Source organism: Streptomyces sp. NPDC046831 (genome assembly GCF_040645305.1).
Lineage (GTDB): Bacteria > Actinomycetota > Actinomycetes > Streptomycetales > Streptomycetaceae > Streptomyces.
Genome location: NZ_JBEYXZ010000010.1, coordinates 118,937 through 136,069, shown reverse-complemented (window position 1 = coordinate 136,069; position 17,133 = coordinate 118,937). Strand labels below are relative to the sequence as shown.

Genomic DNA, 17,133 nt, shown 5'->3' with positions numbered 1-17,133 from the left:
ACGCCCGGCCGGAAGCCCGGACCGGCGACGGAAACGGGTCCCGCCGCCGGTGCTGGACAATGGAGGGCATGCCTTCCGCACTTCCCGACGGCGAGCCCGTCCCCGAGGACGGCGCGCTGCCCGCGCGGGCGCTCGCCGGGGCCTCCGCCCGGCCCCTCGGGTTCTACCTGCACGTCCCGTACTGCGCGACCCGCTGCGGCTACTGCGACTTCAACACCTACACCGCGACCGAGCTGCGCGGCACCGGCGGGGTGCTCGCCTCCCGCGACAACTACGCCGGGACCCTGATCGACGAGATCCGCCTCGCCCGCAAGGTCCTCGGCGACGACCCGCGCGAGGTCCGCACGGTCTTCGTCGGCGGCGGCACACCCACGCTGCTGGCCGCGGACGACCTGGTGCGGATGCTGGGGGCGATCCGCGACGAGTTCGGCCTGGCGGCCGACGCGGAGGTGACGACGGAGGCCAACCCGGAGTCCGTCGACCCGGCCTACCTGGCCACCCTCCGGGAGGGCGGCTTCAACCGGATCTCCTTCGGCATGCAGAGCGCCAGGCAGCACGTGCTGCGGATCCTCGACCGCACCCACACCCCGGGCCGCCCCGAAGCGTGCGTGGCCGAGGCCCGGGCGGCCGGCTTCGAGCACGTCAACCTCGACCTGATCTACGGCACCCCCGGGGAGTCCGACGACGACTGGCGGGCCTCGCTGGACGCGGCCCTGGGCGCCGGCCCCGACCACGTCTCGGCGTACGCCCTGATCGTGGAGGAGGGCACGCAGCTCGCCCGCCGCATCCGCCGGGGCGAGATCCCGGCGACGGACGACGACGAGCACGCCGACCGCTACCTGATCGCCGAGGAGACCCTGTCCGCGGCGGGCTTCGACTGGTACGAGGTCTCGAACTGGGCCACCTCCGAGGCGGGCCGCTGCCTGCACAACGAGCTGTACTGGCGCGGCGCCGACTGGTGGGGTGCGGGCCCCGGCGCGCACAGCCACGTCGGCGGCGTGCGCTGGTGGAACGTCAAGCACCCGGGCGCCTACGCCGCCGCCCTGGCCGCGGGCCGCTCCCCGGGCGCCGGCCGCGAGATCCTCGGCGACGAGGACCGCCGGGTCGAGCGCATCCTGCTGGAGCTGCGGCTGCGCGAGGGCGTGCCGCTGGACCTGCTGCGGCCGGACGGGCTGGCGGCGTCCCGGCGCGCGCTGTCCGACGGCCTCCTGCAGGAGCGGCCGTACGAGGAGGGCCGCGCGGTGCTCACCCTGCGGGGCCGGCTGCTGGCGGACGCGGTGGTGCGGGACCTGGTCGACTGACCGCCGCGACGGCGGCAGCACGAGCCGCGGGGCCGGGCGGCGGGCCGTCCGCCGCCGGTCGGGCGGTCCACCGGCCCGCCCGGGGCGGACTTCCGCCGGACGACCGGATGACCGGACTGCCGGATGACCGGTAAGGGATGACCGGACGGTGGCCGTCAGGGCGCGGTCACGTGGTCGATGAGGTGCTCCACGCAGCCCAGCAGCTCCGGTTCGAGGTCCTTGTACGAGTGCACCCGGGACAGGATGTGCTGCCAGGCCGCGCCGGTGTTCTCCGGCCAGCCCAGCGCCCGGCACACGCCCGTCTTCCAGTCTTGGCCGCGCGGGACGCGGGGCCAGCTCTCGATCCCGAGGGCGGCCGGCTTCACGGCCTCCCAGATGTCGATGTACGGGTGGCCCACCACCAGGGCGTACTCACTGGTCACCGACTCCGCGATGCGGGACTCCTTGCTGCCCGGGACCAGGTGGTCGACCAGGACCCCCAGCCGTGCGTCCGGACCCGGGTCGAACTCGGCCACCACGGCGGGCAGGTCGTCGACGCCCTCCAGGTATTCGACCACCACGCCCTCGATGCGCAGGTCGTCGCCCCAGACCTTCTCGACCAGTTCGGCGTCGTGCCGCCCCTCGACGTAGATGCGCCCGGCCCGGGCCACGCGCGCGCGTGCGCCGGGGACGGCGACCGACCCGGATGCCGTACGGGTGGGCCGGGCCGGCCCCGACGACGGTTTCACGAGGGTCACCACCCGGCCCTCCAGGAGGAAGCCGCGGGGCTGGAGCGGGAACACCCGGTGCTTGCCGAAGCGGTCCTCCAGCGTCACCGTCCCGGCCTCGCAGCGGATGACCGCGCCGCAGAAACCGGTGCCCGGCTCCTCCACCACCAGGCCGGGGTCCGCCGGGACCTCCGGCACGGGCTGCGACTTCTTCCACGGAGGGGTCAGATCCGGTGAGTACTGGCGCATTCGAGTGACGATAGGGAGAACGCCGCGTCCGATCAGTGCGACACGCCGATGAGCGCGACTGTCGGCCGTCGCCCGGCAGGGCCACCGGGCGCCCGCGGACCGCGACCCCGCGTCGGCCGACACACGCCGGCCAGGGGCGACCGTGCGATCGGTGCGCGGGCCCGCCCGCGGGGAAGGGCCGGACCGCACGGTTCCCGGCGCTCCGGACACGGCAGGCGTCAGGACCGTTCGGTGCCTCGGTGCCTCGGTGCCTCAGGCGGATCCGGGCGTCACGCCGAAGCGCTCCGCCAGCGCGTCGCGCTGCGCCCGGACGAACGCGGCGTCCACCACCGCCCCGTGCCCGGGAACGTACACCGCGTCCTCCCCGCCCAGCTCCAGCAGCCGGTCCAGGGCCGCGGGCCAGAGCGCCGGCACGGCGTCGGGGCCCGCCTGCGGTGCGCCGGACTCCTCCACCAGGTCGCCGCAGAACACCACGGTCGGCTCGCCCGGCACCACGACCGCGAGGTCGTGCCCGGTGTGCCCCGGCCCGGCGTCGTGCAGCAGGACCTCCCGGCCGCCGATCGTCAGGGACACCGCCTCCCGGACGGTCTCATGGGGCACCACCAGGGCGCCCGCGGCCTCGTCGGCCGCCCCGGCGTCCAGCCCGTTGCGCACCGCGTCGGCGCTCAGTTCCTCGCGCCCGCCCTCGAACACCGGGCGCGCGTCCCCGGCCGCGAAGACGCGCGCGCCCGCGAACGCCGCCGCGCCGAAGACGTGGTCGAAGTGGGGATGGGTGAGTGCGAGGGAGCCCACACGGCAGCCGGCGAGCCGTTGCGCCTGCCGGCGCAGAAGGGCGCCCTCCGCGAGGCTCGACCCGGCGTCCACCAGGAGCGCCGAGCCCTCCGCGCACACCAGGCCCACGGTGCAGTCCCACACCGGCAGCCGGCGGCGGCCGACCCCGTCGGCCAGCCGCTCCCAGCCGAGTTCTTCCCAGTCGACCGTCATACGCCGACGGTAAGCCCCCCGGCACCCCGCTCGGCCCCCGGCCACCCTCCGTACCGGTGACTCGGCCGCCGCGTACTGGTGACTGGGCCGCTTCCGTACCGGTGACTCGGCCGCCGCGTACTGGTGACTGGGCCGCTTCCGTACCGGTGACTCGGCCGCCGCGTACGGGTCACTCGGCCGCCCCCATACCGGCACTCGGCCGCCCCCGTACCGGCGGCCACTCTCTGGACCCGGCGCATCCGACCCCGGCACCGCGCAGCACCCCGACCCTCGCGTACCGCGCACAACCCCACCCCCGGGCGCCGCGCACAGCCCGCCCCTCCCCGCACCGCGTACAGCCGTGTCCCCTCACCGCACACAGCCGTGCCCCCGCCCGCACACACAGCCCCCGCCACGATCGCCCCCGCACAGGCCCGCACGGCGGCACGAGGGCCACCCGGCAGGCCGGGTGGCCCTCGTGCCCGTGTCACTCCTACGGAGTCGTCCGGCCCAGCCCCAGCGGATGGCCGCACAGCGCGGCGATGCTCTCCGTGGCGTCGCTGAGCTGCGCGAGGGAGGTCTCGTCGGAGTCCGAGATGTCGTCGAGCCGTTCGGCGTCGGCCGAGAGGTCCTCCGGACCCGGGTAGCGTCCGGCCACGTCCGCGAGGCTGCCCGCGGCCCAGAACACCGGATCGCCGACCACGACGCCGATGCCGATGCGCTCGCCCAGGGAGTCGTACTTCCCGCACACCTCCTTCCGGGTCGTCGGCCCCGTGGCGCAGGCGGCGGTCAGCGTGAGCAGCCCGGCCGCCACCGCGGCGACGGCCGCGCGCCGGGCGCGGGCTATGGAACGGTGCGTCATGCGTTCTTCCTCACTCCGTGGTACCTGATGACCGTCTGTGCGGCCCCGCGGGCCGGCGCGGCGGTCATCCGCCGCGCCACCAGCGGGAGCGCGGAACCGGCGGTGAGCCGAGGTAGGCGTTGCCGCCCGTCACCGTCGCGCCGTCCATGCGGACGTCGCCGCCCGCGCTGATGGACACCCCGCGCGGCTCCTCCGCGTGCTGCTGAGTCCCGGCCGCCGACTCCGCGGCCACCCTCATGGCGCACGCGTTGTCCCCGGCCACGTGCAGCCAGGCCCGCGCCTGTGTCTCCTTGACGCGGAAGGTGACCGGGTGGAACGTCGTGGGGTCCACTTCCGCGAGGCCGGAGCAGACCACCGAGTCGCGCACCGGGTCCGACACGAGCAGCGCGGTGTCGCTCGCGGCCTCGTCGAGCGCCTGCCGCAGCGGCGCCCCGTCGCACAGGCGGAAGACGTGGTTGACGGCGCGGCCGGCGAAGCCGTGGCCGTCGCGGTGCACCGCACCGGCGTGCACGGCGATCCTCAGCCGGAGCAGCGGGGCGCTGCGCCGCCGCCTGCCCAGCCCGTCCTCCAGCCGGGGCAGGACGTCGGTGAACAGGGTCTCCTGGGGCACGCCCGGAGGCATGACGACCAGGACGCCGTCGCCCCGGTCCTCGTGCGGGCACAGCTGCCACAGCTCGTCGGTGAACGCCGAACGGAACTCGGCGTACAGGTCCTCGCGGCTGCGCAGCTGCTCGCGGTCGCTGCGCGAGCTGAACTCCTTGATGTCGGCGAAGAGCAGCAGGGCGTGCTGAGGGTGGGTGCTCATGGAACGGGCGTCGCTCTCTCTCGGCGGGTGCACGGCGGCGGGGGGCGCGGGCGTCGCGCCGCCGGACGGGGTCACGACGTGGGGAGCTGGAACATGCCGCACTTCAGTTCCTGGCTCTTGGCGTCGACGAGGGAGAGGAAGACTCCGACACCGCAGAGCTTGAGCCAGCCGTAGTCGGAGGAGGCCAGCTGCCAGCGCCCGCCGGACCGGACGAGGCGCACGAGGCCCTGGTCCCGGCCCTTCCAGCGGAGCATGACCTGGGCACCCTGGCCGGTCTTCTCCGGCTCGCCCAGCCCGACCTCGTCGACCCGGTCCCGGTAGGACTGCGACTTCGCGGCGAACGCGGACGCCATGGTGCTCCGGCAGGCGTCGTCGCCCGGCTGCACGAGGTGGCACCAGGCGGCGGCGTCGCCGACCCGCTCGGCGACGCGCGTCTGTTCGGCCGTGTGGAGGGCGCCGCTGAGCCCCGGCTCGTTCACCACGGACACGTCGACCGTGTCGTCCGAGGCGAGGGAGACCCCCGTCCAGACCGAACCCGACAGCAGGACGACCGCCAGGCCGCCGGCCAGCACAGGGTTCGCCAGCGCCCACTGCCTGGTCTTCTGGATGAACGTGATCTTGTCCCCGGCGACGTTGTCGCCGAAGTGGGCGTCGCCTCCGACGATGTTCGTGCCGCGGCCGATCCGGGTGTCGCGGCCCGACTGGAAGCTCATCTGGTGGTGTCCGTGCCCCGTGTGCTGTCGCTGCTCGGGGTTCGGGGAGGGACTCTGCTGTCCGGACATCTGTCATACCTGTCTACTCATGTGCCTGCGGGTCACATCAGAGCAGCAGTAAGTCGATCAAAATGATGCAACTGCCTCATTGCGGCAGCCGAGTTCACGAAAGACTTCGGCCGTGAGGCACGAGACGTTCTGGCAGATCCTCGACGACGACGAGCGCAAGGTCATGGAGCGGGCCGGACGGGTGCCGCGCCGGCCCTACGAACCCGGTGAGCCGCTCCTCCGGCAGAGCGACCGGGCGGACCGGGCGGCGCTGATCATCAGCGGCAGGTGCCGCGTCCTCTGGCACGGCGAGAACGGCCGCACGACCTATCTGGCCACCCGCCGGGACGGGGACCTGGTGGGGGAGATGGGCCTCCTGGACGGCGGCCCGCGCAACGCGACGCTGCTGACGCTGACGCAGACGTACGTCCGCTGGTACGGGCGGGAGGTGTTCGAGAAGCTGCTCGCCGAGTATCCGGGCATCCTGCGGAAGGTGCTCGCCTCCGTGTGCACCCGGCTGAAGGAGTCGGACCACCACCGGGTCGTCGTCGCCGGCGCCCCCGCCCGGCTGCGGCTCGGCCGGCTGCTGCTGCGGCTGGCCGAGGCGGAGGGCGTGCCGGGCGCCGGCGGCACCGTGATCAGGGAGGTCACCCAGCAGGACCTGGGCAACTGGACGGGGATGGGGCGTGAGGCCGCCGGGCGGGGCATCAGGCAGCTCCAGCAACTCGGCCTCCTCGACGACGCGCCGGTGAGGTCGCGCATCGTCGTCACGGACGTGGACGGGCTGCGCCGCCACGCGTTCGGGCCCGGGGCGGCGGACAGACCGTTCTGAGGCCCGTCCCGACGGCGGTCGCCCTCCGGCGGCCGGGCCGCTTCCGCGGCCGGGTCCCGGGTAGGGCCGCCCCCCGGCGCGGGCCGGCGGCCAGGGGTACGGCACGATGGCGCAGGCAGACGTGGGACGGGCCTTGCCCGGGTCGTACCCGGCGGCCGTACACTGGGCCGGGTGAAGCTGGCACTCGTATGCGCAGAGTGCCAGGTGGCGAGCCGAGGGACGACTTCTGGAGGTGTGCGCGATGCTCAGTGAACGAAGGCTCCAGGTACTGCGCGCCATCGTCCAGGACTACGTCGGCACCGAGGAGCCGGTGGGCTCCAAGGCCCTCACCGAACGGCACAACCTCGGCGTCTCGCCGGCCACGGTCCGCAACGACATGGCGGCCCTGGAGGACGAGGGGTACATCGCCCAGCCGCACACCAGCGCCGGGCGCATCCCCACGGACAAGGGGTACCGCCTGTTCGTCGACAAGCTGGCCGGCGTCAAGCCGATGACCGCGCCGGAGCGGCGCGCCATCCAGAACTTCCTCGACGGCGCCGTCGACCTCGACGACGTGGTGGCGCGGACGGTGCGGCTGCTCGCCCAGCTGACCCGGCAGGTCGCCGTCGTGCAGTACCCGTCGCTGACCCGCTCGACGGTGCGGCACGTGGAGCTGCTGTCGCTCGCGCCCGCGCGGCTGATGCTGGTGCTGATCACGGACACCGGCCGGGTCGAGCAGCGCATGGTCGACTGCCCCGCGCCCTTCGGGGAGAGCTCCCTGGCGGACCTGCGGGCCCGCCTGAACAGCCGGGTCGCGGGCCGCCGGTTCACGGACGTGCCGCAGCTCGTGGAGGACCTGCCGGAGGGTTTCGACGTCGAGGACCGGGGCACGGTCTCGACGGTGCTGTCCACCCTGCTCGAGACGCTCGTCGAGGAGAACGAGGAGCGGCTGATGATCGGCGGCACCGCCAATCTGACGCGCTTCGCGCACGACTTCCCCCTCACCATCCGGCCCGTCCTGGAGGCGCTGGAGGAGCAGGTCGTGATGCTGAAGCTGCTGGGCGAGACGCAGGATCCGGGCATGACCGTGCGCATCGGTCACGAGAACGCCCATGAAGGACTCAACTCCACGTCCATCGTGTCGGTGGGCTACGGTTCGGGCGGTGAGGCAGTCGCCAAGCTCGGCGTGGTCGGACCGACCCGCATGGACTACCCGGGAACGATGGGAGCGGTACGCGCAGTGGCACGGTACGTCGGACAGATCCTGGCGGAGTCGTAAGTGGCCACGGACTACTACGCCGTACTCGGCGTGCGCCGCGACGCGTCGCAGGAAGAGATCAAGAAGGCCTTCCGGCGGCTCGCCCGCGAGCTGCATCCGGACGTGAACCCGGATCCGAAGACGCAGGAGCGGTTCAAGGAGATCAACGCCGCCTACGAGGTGCTGTCGGACCCGCAGAAGAAGCAGGTCTACGACCTCGGCGGCGACCCGCTGTCGCAGTCGGGCGGCGCCGGTGCCGGCGGCTTCGGCGCGGGCGGCTTCGGCAACTTCTCCGACATCATGGACGCGTTCTTCGGCACGGCGTCGCAGCGCGGGCCGCGCTCGCGCACCCGCCGCGGCCAGGACGCGATGATCCGGCTGGAGGTCGAGCTCGACGAGGCGGCCTTCGGCACGACGAAGGACCTCCAGGTCGACACGGCCGTCGTCTGCAACACCTGCAGCGGCGAGGGCGCCGCGCCCGGCACGAGCGCCCAGACCTGCGACATGTGCCGCGGCCGCGGTGAGGTCTCGCAGGTCACCCGGTCCTTCCTGGGCCAGGTCATGACGTCCCGGCCGTGCCCGCAGTGCCAGGGCTTCGGCACGGTCGTGCCGACGCCGTGCCCGGAGTGCGCCGGCGACGGCCGCGTGCGCTCCCGCCGCACCCTGACCGTCAAGATCCCGGCCGGTGTCGACAACGGCACCCGCATCCAGCTGGCGGGCGAGGGTGAGGTCGGCCCAGGCGGCGGCCCCGCCGGCGACCTGTACGTGGAGATCCACGAGCTGCCCCACGCGGTGTTCCAGCGTCGCGGCGACGACCTGCACTGCACGGTCACCCTGCCGATGACCGCGGCGGCCCTCGGCACCAAGGTGCCGCTGGAGACGCTGGACGGCATGGAGGAGGTCGACATCCGCCCGGGCACCCAGTCCGGTCAGTCGATCCCGCTGCACGGCCGCGGCGTCACGCACCTGCGCGGCGGCGGCCGGGGCGACCTCGTCGTGCACGTCGAGGTCACGACGCCGACGAAGCTCGACCCCGAGCAGGAGCGGCTGCTGCGCGAACTGGCCGCGCTGCGCGGTGAGGAACGGCCCCAGGGGCAGTTCCAGCCGGGGCAGCAGGGGCTGTTCTCGCGGCTGAAGGACGCCTTCAACGGGCGCTGAGACCCGGCGGGACGACTCCTGTGCCCCTGGTGGTGGGGCGGCACCCGGCCCGGGTGCCGCCCCATCGCCAGGGGCAGTCGCCGTTTGATCGTCGGCTCGCGGGAGCGCGGCACCTTCCGCGCCCCCGGCACCCGTCGCCTTCCGGAGCCCGTCGCCTCCGGTGCGCGTCGCTTTCGGGGCTCAGAAGCCCGTTGCCTCCCCGCTGGTGGGCACCCGGCGCGCGTCGCTTCCTGGCACCCGTCGCGGGTCGCTTCCCGGCCCCCGTCGCTGGTGGGCATCCGGCGCGCGTCGCCTCCCGGCGCCCGTCGTCTGCCCGCGTCCGTCCGCCCGTACCCCGGCGTATGCCCACCGGACGGCCGGATGCGGACCTAGTCAGGGGACGTGACACCATGCGGGCATGTCCTCCGCACTGAGCGATCTCCTCGCGTGTCCGATCGTGCAGGCACCCATGGCGGGCGGCGTCTCCGTCCCGCGGCTCGCCGCCGCCGTGTCCGACGCGGGCGGGCTCGGGTTCCTCGCCGCCGGGTACAAGACCGCCGACGGGATGTACCAGGAGATCAAGCAGCTGCGCGGACTGACCTCGCGTCCCTTCGGCGTGAACCTCTTCGTGCCGCAGCCCGAGGCGGCCGAGTCCGGCGCGGTGGACCTCTACGCCCAGCAGCTCGCCGGCGAGGCCGGCTGGTACGGCACCGAGCTCGGTGACACGGACCACGACCGCGACGACGGCTACGACGCCAAGCTCGCCGTGCTGCTCGACAACCCGGTGCCGGTGGTCTCCTTCCACTTCGGCGTGCCCACTCCTGACGTGGTGGACTCCCTGCGCCGGCTCGGCACCCTGACCCTGGTGACCGCGACGACCGCCGAGGAAGCGCTCGCCGTGCGGCGCGCGGGCGCGGACGCGGTGATCGCGCAGGGCCTGGAGGCCGGCGGTCACCAGGGCACGCACCGCGACCTGCCGGAGAACGACGGGGCCGGCGTCGGACTGCTCGCGCTGGTCGCGCAGATCCGCGAGGCGGTGGACCTCCCCGTCGTCGCCGCGGGCGGCATCATGCGCGGCAGCCAGATCGCCGCCGTGCTCGCGGCGGGCGCGAGCGCCGCCCAGCTCGGCACGGCCTTCCTCGCCACTCCGGAGTCCGGCGCGCACGCCGCGCACAAGCGGGCGCTGACCGGCCCCCTGTTCACCCGATCGGAACTGACGCGCGCCTTCTCCGGCCGGCCCGCCCGCGGGCTGGTCAACCGCTTCCTGCGCGAGCACGGCCCGTACGCGCCCGCCGCCTACCCCGAGGTGCACCACCTCACGTCGCCGCTGCGCGCGGCGGCCGCGAAGGCGGGCGACGCGCAGGGCATGGCGCTGTGGGCCGGACAGGGGCACCGCATGGCCCGGGACCTGCCCGCCGGACGGCTCGTCGAGGTGCTGGCCGCCGAACTCGACGCCGCCCGGGCGGCGCTGACGACGTACCCGACGACAGGAGGTGACGGGCGATGACCGCTCCGGTGTTCGTGGTCGAGCAACTCGACGGCATCGGTCCGCAGTTCGTCCTCGACGGCCCGGAAGGACGGCACGCGGTCTCGGTGAAGCGGCTGCGCCCGGGCGAGGACGTGGTGCTCACGGACGGGCGCGGCCACTGGATCGAGGGCGTGGTGCAGGCCACCGAGGGCAAGGACCGCCTGGTGGTGACGGACCTGGAGTCCGTCGTGCGGGAGGAGCCGGAGCAGCCCCGCATCACCGTCGTCCAGGCGCTTCCCAAGGGTGACCGGGGCGAACTGGCCGTGGAGACGATGACCGAGGTCGGCGTCGACGTCATCGTGCCGTGGGCCGCGTCCCGCTGCATCACCCAGTGGAAGGGCGAGCGGGGGCAGCGGGCGCTGGGCAAGTGGCGCGCCACGGCCCGGGAGGCCGGCAAGCAGTCCCGCCGGGTGCGCTTCCCCGAGGTCGCGGACACGGCGACGACCGCACAGGTCGCGGCGCTGCTGGCCCGGGCCGACTTCGCCGGCGTGCTGCACTCGGACTTCGAGTACGGCAGCGAGGCCCTCGCCACCGCCGACCTGCCCGACGAGGGCGAGATCGTGCTGGTCGTCGGCCCCGAGGGCGGCATCTCACCCGAGGAACTGGCGCAGTTCCGCGAGGCCGGCGCCATGGCGTACGTGCTCGGGCGCACCGTGCTGCGCACGTCGACCGCCGGCACCGCGGCGGCGGCCCTGCTGCTGGGCCGGACCGGCCGCTGGTCCTGAACCCCCGGCGGCGCGGCGTGGCAGGCGCACGGCTGCTCGCACCGGTGTCGCCGCCCGCGGCCGACTGCGGCGCAGTGCCGCTGACCGGCTCGCACCGGCTGACGCACCGCAGGTACCGCGTCCCGGGCGGCCGCACGCCGACGAGCCGTCGCCGCCGGCGTACGCGGAGCCCCCACCGCTGACCGGCCTGCCGGCCGGGGACCTGCCGGGCTCCGGCGCCCCGGTTCCGGCGGCGGCTCCGCTCGTTCGCGTCCCGGGGCGGCGGCAGCCGCGCCGGATGCCATCACCGGCGACCCCTCCTCCCGCCCCGGGCCGTACGGCCGGGCAGCCGTCGCGGCCGGCCGGTGAGCGGGGACGGAATCGGACGGGGCGTCAGCTCGTCGGCGGCCGTGACGGCGGGGGCGCGGGCGCGGGACCGTGCCCGGCGCACGCGATCCCGTCGGACGGGATGCCGAGGACGACCTTGGCGGACCCGCGGAACGGCTGCCGCCGCGCGGCGGACGGACGGGGCGCGCGCGTGGCCGTATGCGCCCTACCGCGCCGGGCGGACCGGTGGCAGTCTGCCGTCCATGGGGGCATCGAGGCGGATGCGGCAACGGCCGCGCGCGCGACGGGTGATGGGCGTGGCGGGGCTGGCGGTGGTCGTCGTCGGCACGGCCGTCGCGTGCGATCCCGGCGGGCTCGGCTCGGCCGCCGTCGCATACACGACCGACCGGACGGCGACCGCGGAGCTCGACCGGCGGAACGTCTCCGTGCGCTGGCTCACCTGCACGGCCGGCTACGGCGGCGACGCCTCGGCGTCGGGGGGGCAGGCGCCGTCGGCCTCGCGGACCTCCGTCGCCTCCGTCGACTGCCAGGGGCGGACCACCGACGGGCGGGAGATCACCGTCACCGGCGAGGTGACCCGGGCCGTCAACGGGGCCTGCGTGCGCGGCGACCTGACCGCGACCGTGGGCGGCAGAACGGTGTTCCACGTCGACGGCCTCGGCGACTGCTCCGCCACCGCAGGACCCGCGAACCAGCCGCCCGCCACCCGCGGACAGCCCGGGCCCACGGTGACGGTGACCGTCACGCGGACCGTCTGGTGCGGGAACGACCCCGCCTGCCGGCCCGTCGAGGGCAAGTGACCGGCCGCTTCCGGTCGTCGGACGGTCGCCGGGCGGTCGCCGGGCGGCAAGAAGTGATCGAACCCCCTGTCCGCGCCCGCCACCGCTGCGTAGGGTGACCGGGTGACTCAGTTGCCTGCTTACCTCCGCTTTCCGCACCTGCACGGCGAGCTGGTCGCCTTCACCGCCGAGGACGACGTGTGGCTCGCGCCCGTCGACGGCGGACGGGCCTGGCGGGTCAGCGCCGACAACGTCCCGGTGAACCAGCCGCGCATCTCGCCCGACGGGGAGACCGTCGCCTGGACCTCCACCCGCGACGGCGCCCCCGAGGTCCACGTCGCGCCCGTCGACGGAGGCCCCGCCAAGCGGCTGACGTACTGGGGCAGCAACCGGACCCAGGTGCGCGGCTGGACCCCGGACGGCGAGGTCCTCGCCCTCAGCACCCAGGGCCAGGCGAGCCTGCGCCGCACCTGGGCACGGGCCGTGCCGCTCGACGGCGGACCGGCCGCCACCCTGCCCTACGGGCCCGTCGGCGACGTCGCGTTCGGGCCGCGCACCGTGCTGCTGTCCGCGACGATGGGCCGCGAGGCCGCCGGCTGGAAGCGGTACCGGGGCGGTACGGCGGGCCGGCTGTGGATCGCCGCGGAGGCCGGCGGCCCGCCGGAGGAGCAGGAGTTCGGCCGCCTCCACGAGGACCTGGACGGCAACATCGAGTACCCGCTGTGGGTGGGGGACAGGATCGCGTTCCTGTCCGACCACGAGGGCACCGGCGCGCTGTACTCCTCGCTCGCCGACGGCTCCGACCTGCGCCGGCACACCCCCCTCGGGGACGCCTCCCGCCCGGGCGGGGCCGGGAGCGGTGGCGGTTTCTACGCCCGGCACGCCGCCACGGACGGCAGCCGCGTCGTCTACATGAGCGCCGGTGAACTCTGGCTGCTGGACGACCTCGACGGCGCCGAGCCGCGCCGGCTGGACATCCGGCTCGGCGGGCCCCGCGTGGACCTGCAACCCTTCCCGGTCAACGCCGCCCGCTGGTTCGGCTCCGCAGCGCCCGACCACACCGCGCGCGGCAGCGCGGTCTGCGTGCGCGGCGCCGTCCACTGGGTCACCCACCGCTCCGGCCCCACCCGGGCACTCGCCGCGCAGCCCGGCGTGCGGGCCCGGCTGCCGCGCACCTTCCGCGCCGACGGCGAGGAGTGGGTGGTGTGGGTGACGGACGCCGACGGCGACGACGCCCTGGAGTTCGCGCCCGCCACCGGCGTCCCCGTCGGCGCCACCCCGAGGCGGCTCGCGGCCGGGCGGCTCGGCCGCGTGCTCGAAGTCGCCATGGCGCCCGACGGCACCGTCGCCGCGGTCGCCTCGCACGACGGGCGGCTGCTCCTCGTGGAACGGGAGACCGGCGAGGTCCGCGAGGTCGACCGCAGTGAGGACGGCGACGTCTCCGACCTCGTCTTCTCGCCCGACTCCGCCTGGCTGGCCTGGTCGCACCCCGGCCCGCGCCCCCTCAGCCAGCTCAAGCTCGCCAACACCACCGACCTGTCGGTCAGCGAGGCGACGCCGCTGCGCTTCCGGGACTACGCACCGGCGTTCACCCTCGACGGCAAGCACCTCGCCTTCCTCTCCAACCGCTCCTTCGACCCGGTCTACGACGAGCACGTCTTCGACCTGGCGTTCGTGGAGGGGGCCCGGCCGCACCTGATCACCCTGGCCGCGACGACCCCGTCGCCGTTCGGCCCGCAGCGGCACGGCCGGCCCTTCGAGACCGCCGACCGGGAGGAGACACCCGACAGCGAGGGCGTCCCCACCACCCGCGTCGACCTCGACGGCCTCGCCGACCGCATCGTCCCCTTCCCGGTCGAGGCCGCCCGCTACTCCAACCTGCGCGCCGCGAAGGACGGCGTGCTGTGGCTGCGCCACCCGGTGCGCGGCGTCCTCGGCTCCTCCCGCGCCACGCCGGACGACCCCGACCCGAAGACCGAGCTGGAGCGGTACGACCTCGCCCAGCAGCGGCTGGAGCACCTCGCCGCCGACGCCGACCACTTCGAGGTCAGCGGCGACGGCAAACGGGTCCTGCTGTGGACCGACGGACGGCTCAAGGTCGTGCCCAGCGACCGGCGCGCTCCCCACGACGACGACAGCGACGCGAACATCACCGTCGACCTCGGCCGGATCCGGCAGACGGTCGACCCGGCCGCCGAGTGGCGGCAGATGTTCGCCGAGACCGGCCGCATCATGCGGGACAACTTCTGGCGGCCCGACATGGGCGGTGTCGACTGGGACGGCGTGCTGGAGCGCTACCGGCCCGTCCTGGACCGCGTCGCCACCCACGACGACCTGACGGACCTGCTGTGGGAGGTGCACGGCGAACTCGGCACCTCGCACGCCTACGTCACGCCGCGCGGCAACGGCGGCGGCCCCGGGCAGGGCCTGCTCGGCGCCGACATCTCCCGCCACGAGGACGGTACCTGGCGCGTCGACCGCGTCCTGCCCTCGGAGACCTCCGACCCGGACGCGCGCAGCCCGCTCGCCGCCCCCGGCGTGGCGGTGCGCGCCGGCGACGCGATCGTCGCCGTCGGCGGACAGCCGGTCGACCCGGTGACCGGGCCCGGTCCGCTGCTGGTCGGCACGGCCGGCAAGCCGGTCGAGCTGACGGTCTCCCCGTCCGGCGGCGGCGAGCTGCGGCACGCCGTGGTCGTGCCCGTCGAGGACGAGGAGCCGCTGCGGTACCACGCCTGGGTCGCCGACCGTCGCGCCTACGTGCACGAGAAGTCCGGCGGCCGGCTGGGCTACCTGCACGTGCCCGACATGCAGGCGCCCGGCTGGGCGCAGATCCACCGCGACCTGCGCGTCGAGCTGGCGCGCGACGGACTCGTCGTCGACGTGCGCGAGAACCGCGGCGGTCACACCTCCCAGCTCGTGGTGGAGAAGCTGGCCCGGCGGATCGTCGGCTGGGGCGTGCCGCGCGGCATGCGGCCGTACAGCTATCCCATGGACGCGCCCCGCGGCCCCGTCGTCGCCGTCGCCAACGAGTTCTCCGGCTCCGACGGCGACATCGTCAACGCGGCGGTCAAGGCGCTCGGCATCGGCCCGGTGGTCGGCACCCGCACCTGGGGCGGCGTCGTCGGCATCGACATGCGCTACCGCCTGGTCGACGGCACGCTGATCACGCAGCCCAAGTACGCGTTCTGGCTGGAGGGCTACGGCTGGGGCGTGGAGAACCACGGCGTCGACCCGGACGTGGAGGTCGTGCAGCGCCCGCAGGACTGGGCGGCCGGCCGGGACGCACAGCTGGACGAGGCGGTCCGGCTGGCACTGGCCGCGCTGGAGGAGACACCCGCGAAGACACCGCCGTCGCTGCCCTAGGTCGTGTCCGCCAATGTCCCGTCGTCCGCCCGGAGGACGTGCCGGGCGTCGCGGGGCAGGCGGGACTTTCGTGGACACCGCCCAGGGGCGTCGCACCCCGGTGACACGTGCGCCGGGGTGCGCGTCCCGTCCGCCGGGCTCCGTGCCGCGCAGCCCGGTGGCGCCGCTCGATAGCATGCCCCCGTACCCGATCGACGCCACAGGAGGCCCGTATGGCAGGGGAGCCCCAGGACGACTGCCTGTTCTGCAAGATCGTCGCAGGTCACGTGCCGGCGACGGTCGTCCGCGAGACGGCGACGACCCTCGCCTTCCGCGACATAAACCCCCAGGCGCCCACCCACGTCCTGGTGATCCCGAAGGCGCACCACCGGGACGCCGCTGCGCTCGCCGCCGACGACCCGGCCCTCGCCGCCGACGTGCTGCGCGAGACGCGGGCCGTCGCCGAGGAGGACAAGCTGGACAGCTACCGCATCGTCTTCAACACCGGCCACGGCGCCGGGCAGACGGTCTGGCACGCCCACGCGCACGTCCTCGGCGGCCGCGGCCTCGAGTGGCCCCCCGGATAGGCGGTCATGTCCGTACGCGAACTGGTGGTCCTCGGCACCGCGAGCCAGGTCCCGACCCGGCACCGCAACCACAACGGCTACCTGCTGCGGTGGGACGGCGAGGGGCTCCTGTTCGACCCCGGCGAGGGCACGCAGCGGCAGATGCTGCGCGCCGGGGTCGCCGCGCACGACCTGAACCGGATCTGCGTCACCCACTTCCACGGGGACCACTCGCTGGGCCTGCCCGGCGTCATCCAGCGGATCAACCTCGACCAGGTGCCGCACGAGGTCACCGCGCACTACCCGCGCTCCGGGCAGCGGTTCTTCGACCGCCTGAGGTACGCGACCGCCTACCGGGAGACGGTCCGGCTGACCGAGGCGCCCGTCGCCGCGGACGGCGTCGTCGCGACGACCGGCGCGTACCGGCTCGAGACCCGCCGGCTGTCCCACCCCGTGGAGTCGTTCGGCTACCGCCTCGTCGAGCCCGACGGGCGCCGGATGCTGCCCGAACGGCTCGCGGCGCACGGCATCAAGGGCCCGGACGTGGGCCGCATCCAGCGGGAGGGCTCCCTCGGGGGAGTGCCGCTGGAGGCCGTCAGCGAGGTGCGGCGCGGGCAGCGGTTCGCGTTCGTGATGGACACCCGGCTGTGCGAGGGGGTCCTCGCGCTCGCCGAGGGCTGCGACATGCTCGTCATCGAGGCCACCTTCCTCGACGGGGACGAGGCGCTGGCCGTGGAGCACGGCCATCTGACGGCCGGTCAGGCGGCGCGCGTGGCCCGGGACTGCGGCGTGCGGCACCTCGTCCTCACCCACTTCAGCCAGCGCTACCCGGAGCCCGACGAGTTCGAGCGGCAGGCCAGGGCCGCCGGGTTCGACGGGGAGCTGACCGTGGCGCAGGACCTGCTGCGGGTCCCGGTGCCGAAGCGCCGCTGAACCCCGCGGACCGTGGCGCGCGACCTGCCGTCTGACGTGGGCTCCGTGCCGGAGCGCTGTCGAACCGCGCGGACCGTGG

At 74.8% G+C, this 17,133-nt stretch carries 15 protein-coding genes; 10 read left to right on the top strand and 5 right to left on the bottom strand.

Annotation, left to right across the window (positions count from 1 at the left end; translation table 11 throughout):
* The first annotated feature begins 68 nt into the window (after window positions 1-68).
* The gene (gene hemW / locus ABZ920_RS12140; protein WP_361502196.1) at window positions 69-1,301 is read left to right on the top strand and encodes a radical SAM family heme chaperone HemW; all 1,233 of its coding nucleotides are present in this window, start codon (window positions 69-71) and stop codon (window positions 1,299-1,301) included.
* Between the two features lie 155 nt (window positions 1,302-1,456).
* Here the strand turns inward: hemW and ABZ920_RS12135 are convergent, their stop codons facing one another.
* From ABZ920_RS12135 to ABZ920_RS12115, 5 genes are all read right to left on the bottom strand, one after another.
* Complete coding sequence (locus ABZ920_RS12135) at window positions 1,457-2,257, bottom strand: DUF3097 domain-containing protein (RefSeq protein WP_361502193.1); 801 nt, start codon at window positions 2,255-2,257, stop codon at window positions 1,457-1,459.
* Between the two features lie 252 nt (window positions 2,258-2,509).
* Entirely contained in the window at window positions 2,510-3,241 is a 732-nt protein-coding gene (locus ABZ920_RS12130) for an MBL fold metallo-hydrolase (protein ID WP_361502190.1), read from the bottom strand.
* 472 nt (window positions 3,242-3,713) lie between these two features.
* Window positions 3,714-4,082 (bottom strand): molybdenum ABC transporter substrate-binding protein, encoded by a 369-nt coding sequence (locus ABZ920_RS12125; protein ID WP_361502187.1) that lies wholly within the window; start codon window positions 4,080-4,082, stop codon window positions 3,714-3,716.
* Window positions 4,083-4,146: 64 nt separating this feature from the next.
* Window positions 4,147-4,887 (bottom strand): adenylate/guanylate cyclase, encoded by a 741-nt coding sequence (locus ABZ920_RS12120; RefSeq protein WP_361502184.1) that lies wholly within the window; start codon window positions 4,885-4,887, stop codon window positions 4,147-4,149.
* Between the two features lie 71 nt (window positions 4,888-4,958).
* Entirely contained in the window at window positions 4,959-5,669 is a 711-nt protein-coding gene (locus ABZ920_RS12115) for a hypothetical protein (protein ID WP_361502182.1), read from the bottom strand.
* 112 nt (window positions 5,670-5,781) lie between these two features.
* Here ABZ920_RS12115 and ABZ920_RS12110 point away from each other — a divergent pair, with 112 nt between their 5' ends.
* The 9 genes from ABZ920_RS12110 (at window position 5,782) to ABZ920_RS12070 (ending at window position 17,054) form a co-directional block, all read left to right on the top strand.
* On the top strand, window positions 5,782-6,480 hold the full coding sequence (locus ABZ920_RS12110) for a Crp/Fnr family transcriptional regulator (RefSeq protein WP_361502179.1): 699 nt from the start codon (window positions 5,782-5,784) through the stop codon (window positions 6,478-6,480).
* 241 nt (window positions 6,481-6,721) lie between these two features.
* On the top strand, window positions 6,722-7,738 hold the full coding sequence (gene hrcA, locus ABZ920_RS12105; protein ID WP_361502177.1) for a heat-inducible transcriptional repressor HrcA: 1,017 nt from the start codon (window positions 6,722-6,724) through the stop codon (window positions 7,736-7,738).
* On the top strand, window positions 7,739-8,875 hold the full coding sequence (gene dnaJ / locus ABZ920_RS12100; protein WP_361502174.1) for a molecular chaperone DnaJ: 1,137 nt from the start codon (window positions 7,739-7,741) through the stop codon (window positions 8,873-8,875).
* 397 nt (window positions 8,876-9,272) lie between these two features.
* The gene (locus tag ABZ920_RS12095) at window positions 9,273-10,361 is read left to right on the top strand and encodes a nitronate monooxygenase (protein WP_361502172.1); all 1,089 of its coding nucleotides are present in this window, start codon (window positions 9,273-9,275) and stop codon (window positions 10,359-10,361) included.
* A complete protein-coding gene (locus ABZ920_RS12090) occupies window positions 10,358-11,107 on the top strand; it encodes a 16S rRNA (uracil(1498)-N(3))-methyltransferase (RefSeq protein ID WP_361502170.1) in 750 nt (249 codons plus the stop codon). Before ABZ920_RS12095 ends, ABZ920_RS12090 begins: the two co-directional genes overlap by 4 nt.
* Window positions 11,108-11,676: 569 nt before the next feature.
* Complete coding sequence (locus ABZ920_RS12085; RefSeq protein ID WP_361502167.1) at window positions 11,677-12,234, top strand: hypothetical protein; 558 nt, start codon at window positions 11,677-11,679, stop codon at window positions 12,232-12,234.
* Window positions 12,235-12,336: 102 nt separating this feature from the next.
* On the top strand, window positions 12,337-15,576 hold the full coding sequence (locus ABZ920_RS12080; RefSeq protein WP_361502164.1) for a S41 family peptidase: 3,240 nt from the start codon (window positions 12,337-12,339) through the stop codon (window positions 15,574-15,576).
* 212 nt (window positions 15,577-15,788) lie between these two features.
* Window positions 15,789-16,142: an HIT domain-containing protein gene (locus ABZ920_RS12075; RefSeq protein ID WP_361502161.1), complete on the top strand. Its 354-nt coding sequence runs from the start codon at window positions 15,789-15,791 to the stop codon at window positions 16,140-16,142.
* A gap of 6 nt (window positions 16,143-16,148) precedes the next feature.
* The gene (locus ABZ920_RS12070; protein WP_361502158.1) at window positions 16,149-17,054 is read left to right on the top strand and encodes a ribonuclease Z; all 906 of its coding nucleotides are present in this window, start codon (window positions 16,149-16,151) and stop codon (window positions 17,052-17,054) included.
* Window positions 17,055-17,133: the final 79 nt, after the last annotated feature.